Source organism: Acinetobacter marinus, assembly GCF_900096915.1.
In the GTDB taxonomy this organism is placed as follows: domain Bacteria; phylum Pseudomonadota; class Gammaproteobacteria; order Pseudomonadales; family Moraxellaceae; genus Acinetobacter; species Acinetobacter marinus.
Window position 1 is genome coordinate 752408 of the sequence record NZ_FMYK01000001.1, and the last position, 21084, is coordinate 773491.

The window sequence follows — 21084 nt, forward strand, 5'->3', positions numbered from 1 at the left end:
AACCTTAAAACCATCAATCTTTTACAGAACTTTTTACAGCCACTCGATTAAATCGCTTGAACCTGCCAATCTGCATCAATTTTCACCAACTTGTGCGAAGCCTGTGGCACAGAATCCATCTGATCTTGACCAAGCAGTTGTACCACCTGCTGACCATTCGCACGCACAGATTCAATTGCTTGCAGTAGATCCGTATCACGTCCTGCAGGTGCAACCACGATCTCAATCGCTTGGAATTGATCTGCAACTAAACGATATAAATCACAACTAAATCCTGTCGCCGCTCGTGCTCGACCGAAGTGCTCACCGATGCCGTCATAACGTCCACCTTGCGAAAGTGGCGTGGCATTATTTGGCGCATACACCGCAAACATCAGTCCAGTATGATAGTGATAGCTTCGTAACTCGACCACATCCACACCGACACTGACCTGTGCCCAACGGCTTTGGATTTGTTCAACGGTCGATTTTAAGGTCTCGAACGCATGACTAAAATCTGCATCAGCACGCACGCCAGACGATAGGTTATCTAGTAATTGATCCAAATCACCTGACAAACGACCTAAGGCTTCAAAGTCTGCTCCGTTTTGAATGGTTGCAGTATAGGCTTTGAGCTCTGGCAATGCTTTACGTTGATATAGCTCAGATAAATGATTTTCTTGATCTTGGCTTAAGCCAGCGATTTTCACCAAACTTCTAAAAATACCAACATGTCCGAGATCAAGGTGTAATTTTTCAGTGATGCCGACGCTATTTAATACGCCTAGCATGGTGTCGATCATTTCGAGATCGGCATCGACACTGTCATGTCCAAACAATTCTGCGCCAAGCTGTAAGGGCGCACGAGACGCCGCTAAACCTTGTGGTTTAGTATGTAAAGTCGTTCCTGCATAGCAGTAACGTGCCACACCCGCAATCGGACGCACATGCGCATCAATACGTGCCACTTGTGGCGTCATATCGGCACGCACACCCAGCAGACGTCCTGAGATTTGATCGATCAATTTAAAGGTGACCAAATCCAAATCTTGATTGAGCGCACTTAAGGAAGATAATGATTCTAAATATTCAATAAATGGCGTGTATACGAGCTGATAGCCTCGCCCTGCTAAAAAATCTAAGGCTTGACGGCGCATGTTTTCGATCACTTGCGCTTGTTCTGGCAAAACATCTGCTACACCATCAGGCAGCAACCATGTCTCTGAAATGGGCATGTACGAAGACCTAAATGTAATTTTTTCGACCACATCGACGCAGGCGAATCACCTCCCAAGCGCATTGATTGGCACTGGAAAATTGATTCACCCAAATTTGTCGCATAAAAAAATCGGGCAATACCCGAATTGCACGCTATCTTAGCACGATCTCAAAATCGTTGCACCCACACATTGCACATCCGATCGGAAAATATTGCTACAGCGATTCAGCAACACTTTGCAAAATGTGGATACCAAGCCATATTTCAATCCATGCGTTATTGATCTGCTGCGGTCTGCACCGTCACATAAGGTAGTTTACTTTCCACATGCACTTGTTTTGCAGGTGCGGGAATATGCCCTTCACGGATAATCCCCATGCGTAGGCGCATCACATTGGGCAAATCGGTGCGGTAAGAATACAGTGGCGTACCACAATGCTGACAAAATACTCGTGATTTTTTTGGCGAAGAAAAAAATTCTTTTAGGGCGTCTTTGCCACTTTCAAACACAAACAGTCGTTCATCAATTGGGCTGTTAAACGCAAAGGCTGTGCCATGCGCACGCTGACAATCCTTGCAATGACAGACGATTGTTTCCTCAAGTTCGCCGTCATAACGAAATTTTACTGCACCGCACTGACATTGTCCTTTGATCATTTTCACTCTCCTTTAAACTCATCCTTAAAATCATTGATCAAATTATACGATAATATTTTTCAAGCATTTATATAATTAGCGAAAGGTCACTGACTTATAAATTCAATTGATGCGCATCTTGCATGGCTTTTAAACGCACCGTAATCCGAGATTGCAACGACTCATTGTTCTTTTGCATCGCCAGACGCTCGGCATGGAGCATGCTTTTAATGGCATTTTCCTCTTGACCTGACCAAAATTGCGCCTCTGCACGATAACGTAAGCCATTGATCGCTTGAAATTCTTGATTAATCGCGGTTTTACTACGGACAGTTTCGGCACGTTGTAAGGCTTGCCAAACTGCCACGTCACGTGGATTACTTTGACTGAGTTTATTTAAAATCTGATGCGCTTGATCACCCTGTCCTTGCAAGATATAAATGTCTGCCACTTGCATCGCCAAAGCCCGATGCTCTGGCATCACCCGATAGAGTGGTAATACCGCATCCAGCGCTTGTTGGTATTGTTTATTTTCGACATACCACGCCGACCATGTCAGTTGATACAAAGTCTTTTCCACGGCACTAGGACTGAGATTGTCCAAAATTTTCTTGGCATCGGCATATTGTGACTGCTCGATATAATAATGCGCCAATGCCAAGGCGGCACCATGATTGCGGGTTGCCATACTTTTCAGTTGGGTGAGATTGACATAGCCAGAAAGCACTGCCACTCGCCAGCGCATCATCTCGAATAAGTCTTGTTGCGTATTTTTATGACTGCCTTGATGATTTATCGTGTATTGATTGGATTTATATTGATATTGCCGTGCCCGCAGGCGTGCTTCACTCATACGATCCGTCGTCAGCGGATGGGTCAGCCAAAAGTCAGGCAAAAAACTCAGTTGTGAGGTTTTACGATGCATGGTTTCAAAAAAATCTGCCATGCTTTCAGGGTTATAGCCTGCGATCGCCATATACTGCATCCCAACACGATCCGCCTCTCGCTCTTGTTCTCGACTATAGGAGAGCTGTCGATCAAGCATGGCTGCTTGTGAACCAAGCATCACCGCCGCACCCGCATCTGGCGACTGGCTCGCCACGGCAATGCCCGCCAAGATACCTGCCAAAGTCAGTAAACCCTGCCCTTTAAAGTTTTCCTTGGAACGACTGAAATGACGCTGGGTCACATGGGCGATTTCATGTGCCATCACCCCTGCGACTTCGTCCATATTTTTGGCTGTGGTCAGCAAACCTGCATTGATCGCAAATAATCCACCTGGTACGGCAAAGGCATTGATCTGCTCATCACGAATCACCACTAAGGCGATCGGTGCACCTAAGTTACTTTGACCGTAAATTTCTCCAAATACCTGACTCAGCTCATCTTCTAGCCACGCATCTTGCAACACAGGCAGTTTGGCACGTACTTCACGTAAGACTTTTTCGCCGATTTGTTGTTCTTCATTGCGATTAATCAAACCCACACCACCACCGCCAATATCAGGAATATCCAGATATTGATTCTTGTCATTGGGAATCGTGCTCCAATCATAACTAGAGTTCCGACTAGATAGTGGATTTGGGTAGCGATTTAATTCGATCACAGGGGGTGAGTTTTGCAGATTGACCGTTTGCATTGGCTCAGCCACAGCCACTTGGCTACAGAACATTTCCAGCAAAAAAACATTTACCAATAGCTGTGTTTTGAGTGCAAATCTCGGCACCGTGCTAGGACGATGTGATTGAGAAAACTCTGTCAAATCAGTTGTGTTTTTTCGTGGCATCTCTGTCGACTTAGTAAAGTAACGTGGTCTGTTTTGTGTCATATTTTCTTGTAGCATTCACAGCACAAATACTCAATGTGTAAATGTAAATTGCGTCTTTGAAATCATCCATATATCTACTTTAATATCCACTTTAGCGACCGCCACATTCCAATTAGTACGTGAATCAAGGCAAAAAATGGGACAAAGTTTACTAAAGCATTACAATTCCAATCAGGTAGCCGATGTGAACACTTTTTGATTTGTTCTAAAATAATCAAAGTTTTATCTAAGAATTGTTGATATTTCAACGCTTCATCGCCGTATCGATTTTGATCTTTTTGAGACATTGAGGAACTCACTGTGCGCCGTTTATTTGTAGTATTGCCATGGCTATTGTTGGTTGTGGTAATTGTTGGTTTTGTTGCGTGGCAAAAATTACAAGTCCCTAAACCACCTGTGGCAGCCGACGGTGTCAAGATGCCAGCCGAAAATGTCAAACCCTTGATCGATACCAGTCGTACGGGTGGCGTGGTGTCCTATAGTGGTGCTGTGGAAGTCGCTGCGCCTGCTGTGGTCAATATTTTCACCCTACAAAAAGTCTCACAGCAACAAAGTATGCCGATCAATGAAGAGTTTTTACGAGAATTCTTTGGCGATCAAATCCCTGAACAGCTACAACCTGAAGACCAAAACAGCTTAGGCTCTGGGGTGATTGTTCGCCCTGATGGCTACATCCTCACCAACAATCACGTCATCGCCCAAGCCGAACAAATCGTGGTGGGTCTGCATGATGGACGTAAAGCCAAAGCCACGGTGATCGGTACCGACCCAGAGACTGATCTGGCGGTGATCAAAATCGAACTGAATGATTTGCCTGTGTTGCCATTTAAACTCAGTGGCAATGCGGTGGGTGATGTGGTCTTGGCGATTGGTAATCCATTCGGCGTTGGTCAAACCGTTACACAAGGCATTATCTCGGCGACTGGACGTACTGGACTTGGCATCAATACCTATGAAGACTTTATTCAGACTGATGCAGCGATTAACCCAGGCAACTCTGGTGGCGCACTGATTGATGTTGCGGGCAATTTGATTGGCGTCAATACGGCGATTTTCTCACGTACAGGTGGTTCGCTTGGCATCGGTTTTGCCATTCCTGCGCAAATCTGTCAGCAAGTATTGGATTCGATTCTGGAGCAAGGGCGTGTGGTGCGTGGTTGGCTCGGTATCGAAGTGCGTGGTTTAAATCAAGCAGACCCACTGAATACTGACAGTAAAACTGGCGTACAAGTGATGGGTGTATTAAAAAATGGTCCTGCAGATCAAGCTGGCATCCAAAAAGGCGATATTATCTTATCGATTAATGATCAAACTTTTGAAAACTCAAATCAATTGATTTCATATGTTGGTCGTCAAAAGCCAAATACAGAAGTGCCTGCGGTGATTGTGCGTGGCGATCAGCAGATCGACATCACCATAAAAATTGCCGAGCGTCCAGATAGTAAATCAGGGCAATTTTTACCGATCCCTCAGCAACAGCCTCGATAAGTTTCATATCGAGTTTACTTTACAGAAAAATGGCGTACCTTAACGATACGCCATTTTTTAAAACCACATACAAAAATCAGGCGACAAAGATCACAATACAGCAATCATGCAACAAAGATCAGCGCCACACGCACTTTCTCGTATCCTAAACCCGTTTCACTGACCAGTGGCCGTAGCTTGACACTACCATCATCGTTCAGGTCATCGACTTGATTGCGCTTTTGGATTTTCTTATAGGCTTTGCGCACTTTTTCTAACTCATCTTCTTCAGGACGAATCCGCTCGACGTCGATACTGCCCGCTTTGGCAAGTTTGGATAAATGATTAATCACTGTGGATTTGGTCAGTTGACGCTCCGAAGCAATGTCTTCAATATCGTAATCCGCTTCATATAGCGCCTGTGTTTCTGCCAACGTATCACTACTATAGCTCCGCTTTTGACCTTGTAGCTTCTTCTCTAGTCGAGCGATTTCATTCGGATTGGTAATGCCACCCGTGCGGCGAATAAAGGCTTCATGCTGTTTGCTCAAATCAAGCTCAGCAAAATTTTGCTCTGCTTCATCAGACAGCTCTTTAAAACGAGCATCCGCTTTCACCGCCAAACGATCTAGCACCAACGCCTGCGGATTGAAATCCAGTAATTTTAAGCCTTCAATCGACTTGAGCCGTGACAATGCCACATAGCCCTGACCATTTTCAAAAGTCCGTGCCAGATCAATTTCAGCACTTTCTAGCGTCATACCCTGACTTTTATGAATGGTGATCGCCCAAGCCAAACGTAGTGGAATTTGCGTCAAACTTGCAAGGACTTTACCCTCTTCATTTTCGATCGACCATGTTTCTGCTTCCACCGCAATTGACGAGCCATCATTGAGGCGAACCTGTGGCATCATGCCCAATTCTTCATCTTCGATAAAGCCAATCACCTCGCCGATACTGCCGTTGACATAGCCAAGATCGAAGTTATTTTTGACAAACATCACCTTTGCGCCTTTTTTCAAGATCAATTGCTCTGGGCAACGCACCGAAGATTTTAAGGTTTCCAGTAATTTTTCATTGCCTTCAAGCACTGCATCAAAACGATGCGTCTTTTGACTAATGGTATCGAGCTGTTGTTCGTTGATGCGATCGACATCGAGATTATGTGTATACAGACGAGTCACGATCTCTGTGTCGTGCTGTTGATGTTTGGTATTGATCAGGGTTTGAATCTGCGCATCACTCACCGCTTGGCGACGGATTGCATTTAAGATTTGATCCAATACACTATCCGACTGACGATGCTGTTCACTGAGATAACACACTCGAAACTGAGCTTGCACCCAAGCCTCAGACATAAAGGCAAATTTATCTCGATTCAACTCATCATTTTTACCCACAGGTGGGAGCTGAAAAAAGTCCCCCGATGCAACCACTTGAATGCCACCAAACACCTCTGCTGAGCCTTTGAAATATTGCAATACTTGATTGACGAGATTGAACTGTTTGGCATGGAGCATGGAAATTTCATCAATGATTAAGACTTGTACTTTTTCCAAATGCTCACGCAAATATTTACGCTCTTTCATGCGTTTGAGATCATTTTCAGCGAGCTGATCTTTGATGCCAATCCCAGCCCATGTATGGATCGTCATACCATTCATATGGGTGGCGGCAATACCTGTCGATGCAGTGATTGCCACAGGGATTTTCCGAGCTTTAAGATACTGAATATATTGATTTAAGGTATAAGTTTTCCCTGCGCCAGCGGAGCCTGTGAGGAATACATTTTCTCCAGCTTTGAGTAGTTTTAATGCGGTATCTTGTTTCATAGCTTTGGCTTAATTCACACAGGTTTGACGATCAGGTGGCGACGATTGTAGCTGATCTCACCAAAAAATTGGACACTTACGCCCGACTTCTCAGCACATTTGCACATAAAAATGACCAATTCGATAAAAGTTGGCAAAAGGTAGGTGGTTCATATTTCGATAGATTTGTATGATGCGTTTAAGAAATATCTTCCTCAGATACTTCTCCCAACTTTAGAGAATATTGAATTTGAACCTCAATATTCTTTTTTTTTTGCTTTTTACTTTTGTTGCTTTTTATCAATCGCATGATCATTGATTTTTTAAGACGAAACCCTCGACGAAATCCAACTAAAGAATCGTTAATTCAATCATATTTCGCTTTAAAATTTCGATGTTTATCTACTTCAAACTACTACCCATGAAAACGCAACAGTGTATGTTGCATCGGATGATCCTCAGGTAATAATTCCATCAAACGCTCAACAGCATCGATGGCTTCAGGAAAATGCGACAAATGTTTCAGTAGCAAATCCTTATCTTCAAGTTTAAAAATCACCTCGCTCATTCTCGATTCAATGCAATCTCGCCACGCAATCAAAAATGGACTTTCCGTCCGGGCCAAAAAGATGCCTTGATAGAGTCGCAGTGCCGCATGAATATTGCCCGCATCTAAGGCGTGTTCTAATTCACAGAAATCGGCATGCACATCAAGCAATAGCCGATAAGGACGTGAACCCAACATGCCACCTAAGGTTTCACGTAATTGTGACATTTCTGCCTTGAGTGTGCCCATGCTGACTTTGCGCTCACCATACAATGCTTGGTGAAGTTGATCCAAATTCATGCCTTGCTTACACAACGTGAGAATACAGACGATTTCAAATTGGCGTGGACTGAGATTCAGCGTCTTGCCCTGATATTGCGCTTTGGCGATACCTGAACAGGTCAATTGTAAAATCTGCTGACTTTGAAGCTGTAATGCACCTTGCACAATCTGTGCACAGCGTTCCGCTGCCAAAATACCCAATTGATTATGCTGATCCCACGTGGTGGACAAATCAACCACACCAACCACTTGCCCTGTACTTGGATGATAGATCGGTGCCGCATAGCAGACCCAATCTTGGATCGCATCTAGGTAGTGCTCATTGGAAAAGACACAACTGGATTTTCCTGTATATAGCGACAACGCCAAGGCATTTGTGCCAACCACGTCCTCGCCCCATTGCCCGCCTTGCACAAAATGGACATTTTCTGAGGCGCCTTGCATATGTCGACTGGCTTCAACCCAACGGATTTGCGTGGATTGATCTGCCACTGCCAGCACCATTGATGACTGATGGGCGATGTCTTTTAATTGCGAATCACATTGCTCCAGCGCTTTATCGAGTATCGACACATTTTCTGACACTTTTGCTAAGGGGGCAGCCGTCAGATCACTTGCGATTTGTGCTTTGGTGGAGCGTTGCCATGAATACTGGATCGAACCATTTTCAATATGACCATCAATAGTGGTCTGTAAACATTGATTTTTTAATTTTTCAATATCTCTACGTCGTTGATTTAACTCTTTTTTGAGTGACATGTGATCGTCCTACAGATTGACCGAATCTATTCCTACCTTTTCCCTACCTAAGATTGCTTAGGCTAGTTCAGTGATCCACTGTATCTCTACATCGAAAGCCGTATATACAGTATAGGAGCGATCATAGAAGATATACAATGAACTTTAGTCAAAAGGATGTGAATTATGCGTTATGCAGACCCAAACACAGATGGCTCTAAAATCCAGTTTAAAAAACAATATGAAAATTTTATCGGTGGCAAATGGGTTGCACCAGTCAAAGGAGAATATTTTGACAATATCTCTCCAGTGAACGGTGAAGTCTTTACCCGTGTACCCCGCTCCAGTGCTGAAGATATTGAACTTGCTTTAGATGCTGCACATGCTGCCAAAGCGCAGTGGAACAGCACCTCACCGACCACACGTTCTAATCTCTTATTAAAAATTGCCGATCGTCTTGAGCAAAGTTTAGAAGTGCTTGCAGTTGCAGAAACTTGGGACAATGGTAAGCCCATTCGTGAAACGCTGGCTGCAGATATTCCATTAGCAATCGATCATTTCCGCTATTTTGCAGGTTGTATCCGTGCCCAAGAAGGCGGTATTTCTGAGATTGACGAAGATACCATTGCCTATCATTTCCATGAGCCGCTTGGCGTAGTCGGACAGATCATTCCGTGGAATTTCCCAATTCTCATGGCAGCTTGGAAACTTGCACCTGCACTTGCAGCGGGTAACTGCATCGTGCTCAAGCCTGCTGAGCAGACGCCTGTTAGTATTTTGGTCTTGGTGGAATTAATCCAAGATTTACTGCCAGAAGGTGTGCTCAATATCGTCAATGGTTATGGTGCTGAAGTAGGTCGTCCTCTTGCCACCAATTCCCGCATTGCCAAAATTGCATTCACAGGATCGACCCAAGTTGGTCAGTTGATCATGCAATATGCGACTGAAAATATCATTCCTGTGACGCTTGAACTTGGCGGTAAATCACCGAATGTGTTCTTTGCCGACATTATGGATCAGCAAGACGACTATCTGGATAAGGCACTCGAAGGTTTTGCCATGTTTGCGCTGAACCAAGGTGAAATTTGTACTTGTCCATCTCGAGCTTTGGTACAAGAAAGTATTGCAGATCAATTCCTTGAGCTGGCTGTCGAGCGGGTAAAACGTATTAAAACTGGTCATCCGCTGGATACCGACACCATGATTGGTGCACAGGCTTCGCAAGAGCAACAAGATAAAATCTTGGGTTGTATCAATACAGGTCGAGAAGAAGGTGCACAGATTTTGACTGGTGGTGAAGCACGTAACGAAGTCGGTACTGGTTTTTATATCGAGCCAACCATCTTCAAAGGCAATAACAGCATGAAAATTTTCCAAGAAGAAATTTTTGGTCCTGTACTATCAGTCGCCACGTTCAAAGATTTCGATGATGCGATGAAGATCGCCAATGATACTATTTATGGTTTAGGCGCAGGTGTCTGGGCACGTAGTGGCAATACTGCTTATCGTGCTGGGCGTGCAATCCAAGCAGGTCGTGTTTGGACCAACTGCTATCACATCTATCCTGCCCATGCGGCATTTGGCGGTTATAAAAAATCAGGGATCGGACGTGAAAACCATCGCATGATGCTTGATCATTACCAACAAACCAAAAACTTGTTAGTGAGTTATTCAACCAAACCTGCAGGCTTCTTCTAACCTAGTTAAATACCTCATGCAATGAAAAAGCCGAGATGATTCTCGGCTTTATCTTACAAGTCTAATTTGACTGAATCACAATTTAACAGAACTTTAAATTCCCCCAGCAGTTCGATACTACAGCTTGATGGTTATCCAGTGGTAGATTCTCCAAGGTCAATACCGCAGGTTTCCCTGCCACATCAATGTTACCTAATGGCTTATAGAGTGGTAGACCAAAGAGTTGACCTAAAGCATCGCCAATACCAAGATCAATACGCCCCTCAGGTGTCGCCATATAGTCCGTAATCAGTGTAGCAATTTGTGGTAAGACATCTTGCATCGAAATCGCTTGGGTTGGATTTAATGCGCCAAAATTCAAAGGATCTTGAAATGACATCCACCAACCCGTTTGGGCGATATCATCGCTATTTGCGCCAGGCCAATGAATACTTTCTTTTTGCAAAGAAAGGTACCCACCTGATTCAATTGGCAGATTATGTACGAGATTGAAATTCTGTTTGACCGTTACATTGGCTTTCAGATTGGTAATATAAGTACATGCACCTTGATCATAGGCATTGCTACTATTTAGACAGCCCATTTGCCCAACGGCGATACCCGCATTACGCAAGTTATCATTCCATGTTTTTTGCACTGTACTGAGACCACAAGAGGCTGCTGATGCTGAAACTGCACAATCTTTTACCGTCCATGAATTACTGCCTTCTTCACCCATATAGAATGTCGAGTTATTCACCGTCAAAATATTATCGGTCAAGCGCATATACAACGCACCATCTCCCGCAGCAATCGCAATCGGGTTAATTGGCACACCTTCCACAACCAGATTCAGCTGTGACATACGATTACCCTGAATCGTGGTTTGCGGAAAAATGAAGTTAACTGCTTGCTCTGCAACATTGGTTCCCCAATGGGTTCCAGAAGGTGCTGCCGTGCCACCATTCATTTGTTGAATATTGGAGAATACCGATGAGTCACCTACAAGAGTATGAACTTGTGCATAGATCATTTGATCATAAGTTTTACCAAAAACCGCTGCTTCTGTTTTAGAACTTACTGGGGTATCTGCCACTTGGAGATAACCACTAAAGGATTTAATACCATCTGTCGTAGTTTGTCCCGCACCTAGATTTTCCACGCCAGCAGTCAGTAGTCCACTGATTTGCTCTGCGCTCAAGCGTATGCCTGAAACTTCTCGAAGTGCAGATGAGGTCGGATTGCGTATCGCAAACTCAATAAATGGATTGGTGATTTTCGCACTACTTGAGGGACGACCATTGTCCCATTGCGGTGTGCCATCTGCGGCATAAGAGTCAGGCAATCCACTCAGTGCAACATTTTCCATATCAATATCACAGCCACCTGCACCATTTACCCCGCCACAACCGAGCTGAAGATTTCGGATATTGGCATTGATCTCAAGCTCGCCTTCTAAACCGAGCTTATAAAAGCCAAAATCCGACACACTGCCTTTGGCACCCGTTGGCTCGGTGTAACCTAGATTTAACAATGCCTGACCTTCAGCTTGTGAAAGCTCTTGGTCTGTCAGCGCTTGTAGACCAGTTTGCGCAATACTTTGTGCTGCAAAAGCCATTATGCAACTGGTGATTGCTGTGATCTGAAATATTTTTTTCATCTGCATCATCCTAATACCACGTTTTGCATTCCTTTCATGTCGATATCCATCGATTCAAATTTCAATTTGCTGAAGTGCTATTCTCTAGCATCCACGATCGAACTAATTTCGAGGGGTAATACTCATTTCTACACCAAGTCGTCCACCTGTCATGACCATTTCACCAAGACGTTGACCACGGTTATTACTGGCACCCAGTGGTGGATAAAAGTTTAGATCTTTTACCCGAAAGACATCTGCGGCATTGCGGTTCGGGTTAAAATCAAAGCTATAGTTGAATCCGACATTGTCTTTATTCACTTCGATCGCATTATTAAATCGTACCAAACCAGACATATTATCAAATCCGATCATTGAGCCATCGATTGAATCACTGATCTGAATCGTACCTTCTGTTAAGTCATATTCACCAACGATGGAGAGCTGGTTGCCTCGATTTGCCGAGATTTGATTGTTTGGAATCAAGGCGAAATTCATATCACCTAATAATTTGACTTTTAAGCCCAGTAAAACATCATCAGGTAAATTAAAATTGTTCAGCGGCACATCTGCCCCAGTTGATTTATATTTCGCACCTGGTAGATAACCTGCTGCGATTTCCGCCGCCATGACCATTAATAAATTGGGCAAATTCATATTAAAATTGCCATTTTCAAAACCGACACTGCCCGATCCGCTCAACAGCATATCGATATTACGCAATCCAAAATAATAGTCTGTGGCTTGAATGCCATTGGCGCTATTCCCATCACGGTCACCACCATCAATCACCAAGATTGACGTGGTTTTACTACCGTCCGTATTTTTTCCATCAACGCTCATTGCCAACGAAAAACCAAGACGTTGTGAGTTATTGACGGTACTTTTCGTGACTTGATTGCTGGCGTTGTCCAGCGTAAATACGTCGCCTGAATACTCTGTTGAGTACATCGCCATATTGGCATTTAAATTATAAAACGGTAAACCCAAGCCCCATCGGTTATCTAACCCTTTATCCGCAGCAATGCTGTTCTCGGTCGACACGCCACTACTTGAGGTGAAGCGACCACGTTTAGATAAGGCTTGAAATTCTGCACCACGCACTGCCAACACCAAGCTATATGGATTGACACTCAAATTATGAATTTGTTGAATATAATCGCTCGCCTTGGTCAGATAAGTGTTGCTTGTGCCCCCAAAGCGTGAGTTTTGCAGAACGTAATTTTCTGGTAGTGCCAAATGCTTGGTATTTGCCATATTTAAATAGACATTACCACTATCAAAATAAGCACGTTGATCAGAATTGGCAATCAACGGTTTCAGCTCGCCAAATTCAAAACCAAAGGTATTGCTACCCGCACCACCGATTTCCAGTGTAGTTGCTTTCGAGTTATCACCACCCAGCATTGAGTCACCACTAGCGGTAAACTCACCACGAATGCGCATACCAATGCCAGAGGAACCAATAATGGTTGCATTTGCGCCTGTTGCATTCGGCGCAGATTGATCAGCACGACTTGCAAAACCAAGTACATTATCAGTTGCACCCAAGCCATTGGCATTCACACCACGCACTTGCACTTCACCATTGACAATACGACCACTGGCGCCGACACGTATCAGACCTTTGGCATTGTCTGTAGAGTAGACAGGTGTATTGGCATCAACCACTGCATTGGCTTTGGTCATGAACTCTAAATTAATTCCTGAGCTGGTACCCGCATAAGTGCCTGTGGACGCACCTGTCTGGTCAGGATCGGTAACCCGTTCAAAATCGACATAGCCATGGTTTGCATCAGGGGCTTGTGTCATTGATGCTGTGCTGTTACCAACATTGGTATTCAGTACAAATCCTTCCGCATCATCGATATAAGCAACGCCTTTGCCATAAAAATTAAAATTGGTATTTTTTAAAATCAATTGGTTGTACTGATCAGCAACAGCTGTGGCGAGTCCAGTATAAATATTGATATTTTGTAGTCCGAGCTTCAGCTCAGCTTGAGCATTCCTGTTAAATAATCCATCTGTGGTGACCAAAGCGATCTGTAGCGGAGAGCCTGTTTGCATGGCGAAATTACCAAAACTGGCATTACAATCTACACTCGGTGTTTGTGCACACAGCTGGAAATTTCGAATGGAAACTGTCGATGGTTGTGCAGTAATTTTTAAACTTAGCCCAGTCGCACCATTGGTATCGGCACCCGTATCTATTTCATAACTCGTACCGAGCGAATAATTCCCTGATTGATAATTGGGATTTTTTTGGATTTTCACATCATTGGCAACAGCTCGTAAAGACTGCTCTGTATTGGATGCGGTGCCTGCTTGATCTTCCCAGTACAACTGATCAATCTCAATCTGAGCATATTCAGTTTGCAAAGCAATGCCGTCTTGACCATCGATTTTGCGCAGATCACTTTCTTCTAAGGCTTGTAAGGCATACGCCGTGTGCTGTACTAGCATCAGACTGCTCACTAAAGCGCTCAGCACAAAAGCTCGGCGACTGCGAAATTGACGAATATTAGACTGTTTTAGATTTTTTGTTTTCATGATGGAATCCCTTATTTTTGACTAAAATTTAACAGCGTGCGTGTCCATCGCAGCCAAAAATTTTAATATTGCCACCAATTGCAAGATTGCCATGCACATTCATGCCGATAAATCCTCGTTCACGTGCACTGCCCGTCAGCGGATTATTCGCATCAAATGCACCATCTGCTGCAGTATATTGTGCGGTATGTAAATAGCCCGGTCCTTGCTCGTTTGAACCATCATCACGCTCCAAAGACAATGATTGAAAACCAAAATTGCGGATCTGAATCGGTAATTTCTCATCAAAGCCAAGCTGTATTGCGGCTTTCACTGTGGTGCTTGCACCGTTAGTAAATGCCACATCAGCACCATCCAGCATGATTTTTTGAATATTGATCGTCCCTTGAATACCTTTAAAGACCAACCATTCTTTGCGCCCCGTAGTTGATGCCGTACGGACACCCGTGGTCGGGTCGATAGTATCCAAACTATCGTCATGGTAGCGGTTATTCAAAGAAATCCCGAGCCGACAATATTGCAACTGATCTGGTGGACAGACCGAGGTATCGAACATGGCATCTGCAGTATGATTCAAGGTGAGTTTGAGTGAAATATCCGCACCTGCCTGTGCTTCCACTTGATGTAACTGCCCATCATCAAGTTGTTCAAGTCCCGCCATAGTGGGTACTGAAAAAGCAACAGAACAACCTGCAAGGGCGAAGCTCAACATTAAATTTTTATACATGGCACGCCCTCCTTAATTTAAACCTGTAGTACTAAACTTGAGATGTTGAATCAGCACGCCATCGATCACAGCCGACCCCAAATTATTGCCGATACTTTTTGGTGTGACATTTAAGGTATTGGTTAACGGTACATTGGAAATGGTTTGATAAATTTGCCCATTGGTATTTTGGGTATATTTGGTATTGGCTGTTTGTTGCCAGTTGCCCCAGTTTCCCCAACCGCCATTGCAATTACCTAACCAGTTGGTATTACAACTACGTGTGCTCTGATAGGATTGTTGATAATTTTGCGTATTCGTTGCGGTCAGCCCTGTCGCATTCACCATTTCTCCAAAGGAAATCCCGATCGCTTCGGCGCCGTTATATGCCGTCAGCGTATTGGTTGTCGGGTCATAGACGGTTGAACCGATCGTAATACTGCTATGCGTCGCATTTGAACCTTGGTAATCCTTACCACCATAGCTTTGTGTCGTGCCACATTGATGTACATTACAAGTCGAGCCGAGATAAGATGCATCTTGCCCAGAGTAATCGGTATAGATTTTTTTATAGACATTTTCTTGGTTTGGAATCCGAGTCAATTCCATCGAAAAGTTACTGCCATCATCTGTATTAAAAATAAGTGGTTGCGACAAACTACCTAAGACAATATTGGCATTTAAACCATATAAATAAATCCCATCTGACGTTCCTGTTGCACTGCTTGAGTTAAACACAGGCGCATTGCCACCAAAGGCAGGAGAGCTGCCTGCATCACCAATTTCTTGTGTGCCAATTTTGAGTACACTTGGCAATTGATCAGGCTTCGACCAACTGTTGGTCGCAGTTGCGGTTGCGGTGATGGTTCTCACCCCTTCACGAGTCAAGCAGTGTGCTGAGTTATTGCTACTGGTCTTACCATTATTATTGGTTGAACTACCGCAAAGCTGATTGCCATAGCCATTTTTCACTAGAGGCATATAGGTAGTTTTAAAATCAGCACCCGAATAATTACTGGCTAAGGTCGCATTATTAACAATGGTTGAGCGAGTCACCGAACCTTGCGTCACTTTGGCACGCAGATTTGAGGTATCGCCCGAGTTAATTCGGATCAAGCCTGCCATACCCAGTGTTTTGTTATACGATGGATCTAAGCCCTGCCCAACATTGCCAGCATTCACACCATCTAAGGTACTAAAAATTTTTAAATTACTACCGTTAATCCCAAAGCCATCAAAGGCAAAATTCAAACGCAAACGGTTACTTAACCCTGTTTCTGTATTTAGAACTTCAGCCACATTAGAATCACGTTGATAGGCATCCATCCACATATTCATTTTTAAATTATAGGCAGACTGAGCATCCGATTGGCTGACATTCGCCTCATAAAGTGGCGCTTCGAGGCTGATATAAGGCACGGTATTATTGGTATCACCTGCAAAATTTGCCACATCTGTTGCAGTAACGGTCTTAATCAACCACGGATTATTGGCACTGCCCCACGATGTGATGGCTCGACCGAACGGAGTACCCCAATCATCAGCGGTGCGATTTTCGCCATAATCTGCATTAGATTGTGAAATCGAAAAACCATAAAGATAGACATCGGCCTTTTCAAAACCATCTGCTTTTGCTTCAGCAGTCACAGGACCAACAGGGATTAAACGCACATAACCTGTATCAAGCGTACCTATGCCTGTATCATCCGCACCATTGAAACGCATAGAAAATTCTTGTGGAATTAAGGCAATACCCTCGCCCGTTGACGCAGCAAGCTCTTCTTCTTCTAATTTTTCAAGAGCAAATACGTTGGAACACATCGCAACATAGACTGCAAAACCAATTGCAGAGAATTGAAATAAATCGGTTGTGCGCTTGATCATCAGCTCATCCTATCTCGATGCGTCATGCATCTTTATTGCGTCCTACTTGATGCTTATTTTTGTATTACATCACTTTTACATCTTTACATCGCACAAACCAACTCAGCGACCTTGCCAGCCAGTTCACACCATTCATATTATGCTGAAAAAGTCAGCTTCTGCCACCACTTTTTTGTGCTGACAAGCAAAGATGGGCATTTATTTTTAGTTTTTTATTTTAAAATTTAAATACTTAACAATAATTTACCATTTATCGCAAAGTTAATCTCAAACCAATAAACAACGCTTTATGCAAATCAAACTGTTTTTAAAACTCGCAGCATAATATCCTTTCACAAGGACTTATTTATACCCAAGAAATCACTTCTGACGCTGTTTTGATTTCGGATTTAGCGCTTGATGTGTAGCATTTTCATCCTGTTGTTTTGCATGTTTGAGCAAACGTGCACTCATGATAAATAAACCAATTAAGATCACAATGGACACGAGCAATAATAAGATAATCATAAATTTCATGCCAATTTCCTAATTCCTGTCTAACATTACAATATTGCCGAATGACCAATATTGCAAACTTCAAATAAAAAAGCTCTTAAAATAAAAAAGCTCTATCTGATGATAGAGCTTTTTGCACCTATTGGCGATTAGTTTTCTTTATCTAAGATCGCAAATAGGTTTTCTTGGACTTTTTCGATTGGATCTAAACCGTTGATTTGATCATAAGTCGCCGAATTTTCTTCTTTGCCAGCACGCTCTTGATAGAAGCCAACCAACTGTTCTGTTTCCGCATGATAAGACGCTAGACGTTTACGAATGGTTTGCTCTTGATCGTCTGGACGTTGTACCAAATCTTCACCTGTTTCATCATCTTTACCTTCCACTTTTGGTGGGTTATACACGATATGATAAACACGACCAGAGGCAGGGTGCTGACGACGACCAGAAAGACGTTTCACGATTTCTTCATCAGGTACGCGGATTTCAATCACGTGATCAATGTGAATGCCTTCACTGGCAAGGGCTTCTGCTTGTGGAATCGTGCGTGGGAAACCATCAAAAATACAGCCATTTTCGCAGTCTGGCTGAGCAATGCGTTCTTTGACCAAACCGATGATTAACTCATCAGAAACTAACCCACCATTTTCCATGACAGACTGTGCTTGTTTACCAAGTTCTGTACCTTCACGGATTGCTGCACGCAGCATATCACCAGTTGAAATTTGTGGGACATTATAGCGCTTACAGATCAGCTGAGCTTGCGTACCTTTACCTGCTCCAGGTGGTCCTAATAAAATAATGCGCATCATAAACATCCTCATAACAATAAAATTAAATCAAACAATTATCAAATATTGAACACTGAATTGACGAAATTCAAATTTTTTAATTGTGGCTAGTTTAGCTCGAAGCCTATAAAAATGCCACAAATAAGTGAATCAAACCCGCACCAAAACCCGTGACGCCACCGAGCACAATTAAAATCCACTCGTCCTCATGAAATGCTGGACGCAACAAATTTTGAAACTCGTGCGGGGTTAATAGTCGGATCCGATCTCGAAACATGGTAAAAATCTTTTTCGCCCGACTCGCATTAAACGCAGGATCACTCACAGGAACCATCGTAAGTTCGATCGAACGATCAATCAAGTCAGACTTTAGTTTGGCATATTCTGTAGGACCAATCGCCAATTGTAAGGAAGTACGCACCAAAGGCGTTTCCATCATTTCATTAACATGGCGTTTGATAATTCGGCGAGTTTTCAGATTACGCTTGCCGTACATCATTTCCGTCATGATCGACTTCAAAGTAATTAAATCCGCCGTCACCACTTCCGAAAAAACAATCGACACCTCGTCCTGACGCTTCATAAATGCACCTTGAAAATTATAGGTGCCAATACGAGGCATCACAGGACGAATCCACGGAAATTTCAAACCGTCTGTACGTTTGAATAATTGCGGAAATTTTAGAGGATGAGGATTGATCGGATTAAACACCATCCAAATCGCAATCCAGTTGGTCAGAAATCCCCAAATCGCCGCAAAAAATGGCACTGTCCAATGTTCAGGTACAAAGACATAAACAAACATTTGAAAAATACCAAAAAATGCACCAATCAATGCACTAATATGCCAGATAAAATTAATTTCCTTTTGACCGACTTTCAGGAACATTTTCACCATCAGCTGGCGGTCATTTTCCATTTGGTTGACCACCATACTGCGCATATCGACGAGATTTTCGACATTATAGGTCAGCTCCGTGACCAAATCTTTCATCACATTCGGTAACTGCTGATGCGCCTGCGCATAAATACGCCGTTTAATCGCATAAGGTAGGTTTTCCCAAAGTACAGCACGACGTTCCATCATCACTTCATCAATCAAGTGATCCAACTCATGCCCTACTTGCTCGCCGATGATCCGAGCCATTTCCTCAGGATCCATCGCCTCAAGAAACTCCCGCAAAGAACCGAGCTTCGATAGCGTATTGTCAGTAATAATGCCTGAAATCCGCCCCGCTTTACGTGGCACAATCCCTTGCCAGCCCACAGGCAAAGGGCCGAGATGGAAGCCCCAAAAATGAATCGGATAAAACACCATTTTCAGCGCCATCCATACATGTGCCCACGTCACAAATGCAGTCACGGGGACAATGCTCAAAATCGCCCAAAAATCTGGACGACTACTAAATTCCTGCCAAAGCTGGGCAATCTGCGCTAACATCAACCACTCACAATCAAAATATTCTTAGAATTACAGCCATTCATGATTTTAGAAAACCCCAAAACTTAAGCTATAGGCAAATTGTAATTGTGGTTCGGTCTCTTTCTCACCACCATACTGCCCTTCCACTTTCTCCGCAGCCCCAATCCCAACACTGATGGTGCTAATCCGATTCGCATTCAACATCACATACGCCAAATCTACGCCCACACCTAAGCGAGTATGCGCCTCACTATCCAGCTCGATACTTTCCAAATGTCCCGCATAAACCCCGAAGTAGTAACCATTCTGATCCGTGCCTGTAAAATGATACGGAAATCGAAAGCCGATCTGTCCACCCGCCTCATGATCATCATTGATAAAGACACCTGCTTTTGCATAGGCAATACCATAGGGGTTAACCCACTCGAAATTCCCATGCAATAATTGCTGACTGATCCCCGCTCCGACATAGCCTTTTTTTAAGGTTGGTGCAGACTCCGCAAGTTTGGCATCAGGTAATAGGTCTACCGCATACGCATGTCCAAAACTAAACAACGCACAAAGCGTCAAGAAAAATTTATTCACTTTTTTTATCCCCGCTTTATCCCTAAAGCATTTCATTAAACGCAATCATTATCGAAATTTACAGCACATCATGTGCGATTCAATCTCTTGCAAGACTCTAACAGAAAAACCGAAGATGCCAAAGTGCTGATTTGACAACATTCTTGGTCAATTCGATCAAAATCAAATTAAAGTTTAAAAAAATGATGACACGATTGGCAAAGATAACCATGTTCTACTTTAGACAAGGGAAAACCTAAAAGCATAAATAAAAGATAAGCCACTCTTTTCCCGTGAGTGTGGGAAACAATATGCTGGCTTTGACACTGCGGACAACGTATTTTCTCCTCTACAAAGACTTCATCTACAGCATCGCTAAAATCTTGCTCCAGTAATTTCTTAGCGTCTTCAAAATCACGCTCCAAAACGAGCAATCTCACACCACCTAATGCATTAGAATACAACCAATCCATATTAATGGTATGTTCATTTTCAATCCGAGAATTAATACCAACAGCATACAATTGCGATTTGGCAATTTGCGCCTCACAAGGAAAAGAAAAACTTTGAACTAAGATCCATTTCATCTTTGGTTTCTTTAAAATCTAAGTGAGTGAGGATTTTTCTTCATAAATACCAGACAGCTGATACGGGAATAACGCTGTTCTTTATGGCAAATCATGTACGAATTTTATTCTAACAAAATCGCACACAATAAAAAAAGCCCCCACCTTTTAGGTGAGGGCTTTGGATTTAAAAGCTGGCGATGACTTACTCTCACATGGGTAACCCCACACTACCATCAGCGCTAAGTGGTTTCACTTCTGAGTTCGGGAAGGGATCAGGTG

Annotated in this window: 16 protein-coding genes and 1 rRNA gene; 2 read left to right on the forward strand and 15 right to left on the reverse strand. The window is 43.4% G+C overall.

Going from position 1 to position 21084, the window contains the following annotated elements; genetic code table 11:
- Positions 1–47 precede the first annotated feature (47 nt).
- The 3 genes from BLQ60_RS03295 to BLQ60_RS03305 form a co-directional block, all read right to left on the reverse strand.
- Entirely contained in the window at positions 48–1214 is a 1167-nt protein-coding gene (locus BLQ60_RS03295) for an ATP phosphoribosyltransferase regulatory subunit (RefSeq protein WP_092615851.1), read from the reverse strand.
- A 260-nt stretch (positions 1215–1474) separates the two neighbouring features.
- Positions 1475–1855, reverse strand: coding sequence for a GFA family protein (locus BLQ60_RS03300; RefSeq protein WP_092615854.1), 381 nt, complete (start codon positions 1853–1855; stop codon positions 1475–1477).
- Between the two features lie 94 nt (positions 1856–1949).
- Positions 1950–3473 carry a M48 family metalloprotease gene (locus tag BLQ60_RS03305; RefSeq protein ID WP_092616112.1) on the reverse strand — a complete coding sequence of 508 codons (1524 nt, stop codon included), beginning with the start codon at positions 3471–3473 and terminating at the stop codon, positions 1950–1952.
- 489 nt (positions 3474–3962) lie between these two features.
- On the opposite strand from BLQ60_RS03305, the gene BLQ60_RS03315 reads away from it, so the two are divergent.
- Entirely contained in the window at positions 3963–5150 is a 1188-nt protein-coding gene (locus tag BLQ60_RS03315; protein WP_092615860.1) for a S1C family serine protease, read from the forward strand.
- 104 nt (positions 5151–5254) lie between these two features.
- Here the strand turns inward: BLQ60_RS03315 and BLQ60_RS03320 are convergent, their stop codons facing one another.
- Positions 5255–6961 (reverse strand): AAA family ATPase, encoded by a 1707-nt coding sequence (locus BLQ60_RS03320; protein WP_092615863.1) that lies wholly within the window; start codon positions 6959–6961, stop codon positions 5255–5257.
- Positions 6962–7355: 394 nt separating this feature from the next.
- A complete protein-coding gene (locus BLQ60_RS03325) occupies positions 7356–8528 on the reverse strand; it encodes a transcriptional regulator (protein ID WP_092615866.1) in 1173 nt (390 codons plus the stop codon).
- A 165-nt stretch (positions 8529–8693) separates the two neighbouring features.
- Here BLQ60_RS03325 and exaC point away from each other — a divergent pair, with 165 nt between their 5' ends.
- Positions 8694–10205 (forward strand): acetaldehyde dehydrogenase ExaC, encoded by a 1512-nt coding sequence (gene exaC, locus BLQ60_RS03330; RefSeq protein ID WP_092615869.1) that lies wholly within the window; start codon positions 8694–8696, stop codon positions 10203–10205.
- An 82-nt stretch (positions 10206–10287) separates the two neighbouring features.
- On the opposite strand, the gene BLQ60_RS03335 is transcribed toward exaC, so the two are convergent.
- From BLQ60_RS03335 to rrf, 10 genes are all read right to left on the reverse strand, one after another.
- Positions 10288–11844: a hypothetical protein gene (locus BLQ60_RS03335; RefSeq protein WP_092616115.1), complete on the reverse strand. Its 1557-nt coding sequence runs from the start codon at positions 11842–11844 to the stop codon at positions 10288–10290.
- A 102-nt stretch (positions 11845–11946) separates the two neighbouring features.
- Positions 11947–14373 (reverse strand): DUF6160 family protein, encoded by a 2427-nt coding sequence (locus BLQ60_RS03340; protein ID WP_092615872.1) that lies wholly within the window; start codon positions 14371–14373, stop codon positions 11947–11949.
- Positions 14374–14401: 28 nt separating this feature from the next.
- Positions 14402–15100, reverse strand: coding sequence for a hypothetical protein (locus BLQ60_RS03345; protein ID WP_244515948.1), 699 nt, complete (start codon positions 15098–15100; stop codon positions 14402–14404).
- Between the two features lie 12 nt (positions 15101–15112).
- A complete protein-coding gene (locus BLQ60_RS03350) occupies positions 15113–16963 on the reverse strand; it encodes a hypothetical protein (protein WP_092615875.1) in 1851 nt (616 codons plus the stop codon).
- Between the two features lie 360 nt (positions 16964–17323).
- Complete coding sequence (locus BLQ60_RS14020; protein WP_171259034.1) at positions 17324–17479, reverse strand: hypothetical protein; 156 nt, start codon at positions 17477–17479, stop codon at positions 17324–17326.
- A gap of 128 nt (positions 17480–17607) precedes the next feature.
- Positions 17608–18267, reverse strand: a complete 660-nt coding sequence (gene adk, locus BLQ60_RS03355; protein ID WP_092616121.1) for an adenylate kinase — start codon at positions 18265–18267, stop codon at positions 17608–17610.
- A gap of 106 nt (positions 18268–18373) precedes the next feature.
- Positions 18374–19690, reverse strand: a complete 1317-nt coding sequence (locus BLQ60_RS03360; RefSeq protein ID WP_092615878.1) for a DUF445 domain-containing protein — start codon at positions 19688–19690, stop codon at positions 18374–18376.
- A gap of 48 nt (positions 19691–19738) precedes the next feature.
- Positions 19739–20257 carry a hypothetical protein gene (locus BLQ60_RS03365; RefSeq protein WP_213030456.1) on the reverse strand — a complete coding sequence of 173 codons (519 nt, stop codon included), beginning with the start codon at positions 20255–20257 and terminating at the stop codon, positions 19739–19741.
- 167 nt (positions 20258–20424) lie between these two features.
- On the reverse strand, positions 20425–20823 hold the full coding sequence (locus BLQ60_RS03370) for a putative signal transducing protein (RefSeq protein WP_092615881.1): 399 nt from the start codon (positions 20821–20823) through the stop codon (positions 20425–20427).
- A 171-nt stretch (positions 20824–20994) separates the two neighbouring features.
- Positions 20995–21084: ribosomal RNA gene (gene rrf / locus BLQ60_RS03375) — 5S ribosomal RNA — on the reverse strand; the annotation flags it as partial.

Excerpts from the sequence above, each read along its gene's own strand:
- BLQ60_RS03295 (WP_092615851.1), bottom strand. The coding sequence starts at position 1,214 with ATGCCCATTTCAGAGACATGGTTGCTGCCTGATGGTGTAGCAGATGTT.
- BLQ60_RS03300 (WP_092615854.1), bottom strand. The coding sequence starts at position 1,855 with ATGATCAAAGGACAATGTCAGTGCGGTGCAGTAAAATTTCGTTATGAC.
- BLQ60_RS03305 (WP_092616112.1), bottom strand. The coding sequence starts at position 3,473 with ATGCAAACGGTCAATCTGCAAAACTCACCCCCTGTGATCGAATTAAAT.
- BLQ60_RS03320 (WP_092615863.1), bottom strand. The coding sequence starts at position 6,961 with ATGAAACAAGATACCGCATTAAAACTACTCAAAGCTGGAGAAAATGTA.
- BLQ60_RS03325 (WP_092615866.1), bottom strand. The coding sequence starts at position 8,528 with ATGTCACTCAAAAAAGAGTTAAATCAACGACGTAGAGATATTGAAAAA.
- exaC (WP_092615869.1), top strand. The coding sequence starts at position 8,694 with ATGCGTTATGCAGACCCAAACACAGATGGCTCTAAAATCCAGTTTAAA.
- BLQ60_RS03335 (WP_092616115.1), bottom strand. The coding sequence starts at position 11,844 with ATGAAAAAAATATTTCAGATCACAGCAATCACCAGTTGCATAATGGCT.
- BLQ60_RS03340 (WP_092615872.1), bottom strand. The coding sequence starts at position 14,373 with ATGAAAACAAAAAATCTAAAACAGTCTAATATTCGTCAATTTCGCAGT.
- BLQ60_RS03345 (WP_244515948.1), bottom strand. The coding sequence starts at position 15,100 with ATGTATAAAAATTTAATGTTGAGCTTCGCCCTTGCAGGTTGTTCTGTT.
- BLQ60_RS03350 (WP_092615875.1), bottom strand. The coding sequence starts at position 16,963 with ATGATCAAGCGCACAACCGATTTATTTCAATTCTCTGCAATTGGTTTT.
- BLQ60_RS14020 (WP_171259034.1), bottom strand. The coding sequence starts at position 17,479 with ATGAAATTTATGATTATCTTATTATTGCTCGTGTCCATTGTGATCTTA.
- adk (WP_092616121.1), bottom strand. The coding sequence starts at position 18,267 with ATGCGCATTATTTTATTAGGACCACCTGGAGCAGGTAAAGGTACGCAA.
- BLQ60_RS03360 (WP_092615878.1), bottom strand. The coding sequence starts at position 19,690 with ATGTTAGCGCAGATTGCCCAGCTTTGGCAGGAATTTAGTAGTCGTCCA.
- BLQ60_RS03370 (WP_092615881.1), bottom strand. The coding sequence starts at position 20,823 with ATGAAATGGATCTTAGTTCAAAGTTTTTCTTTTCCTTGTGAGGCGCAA.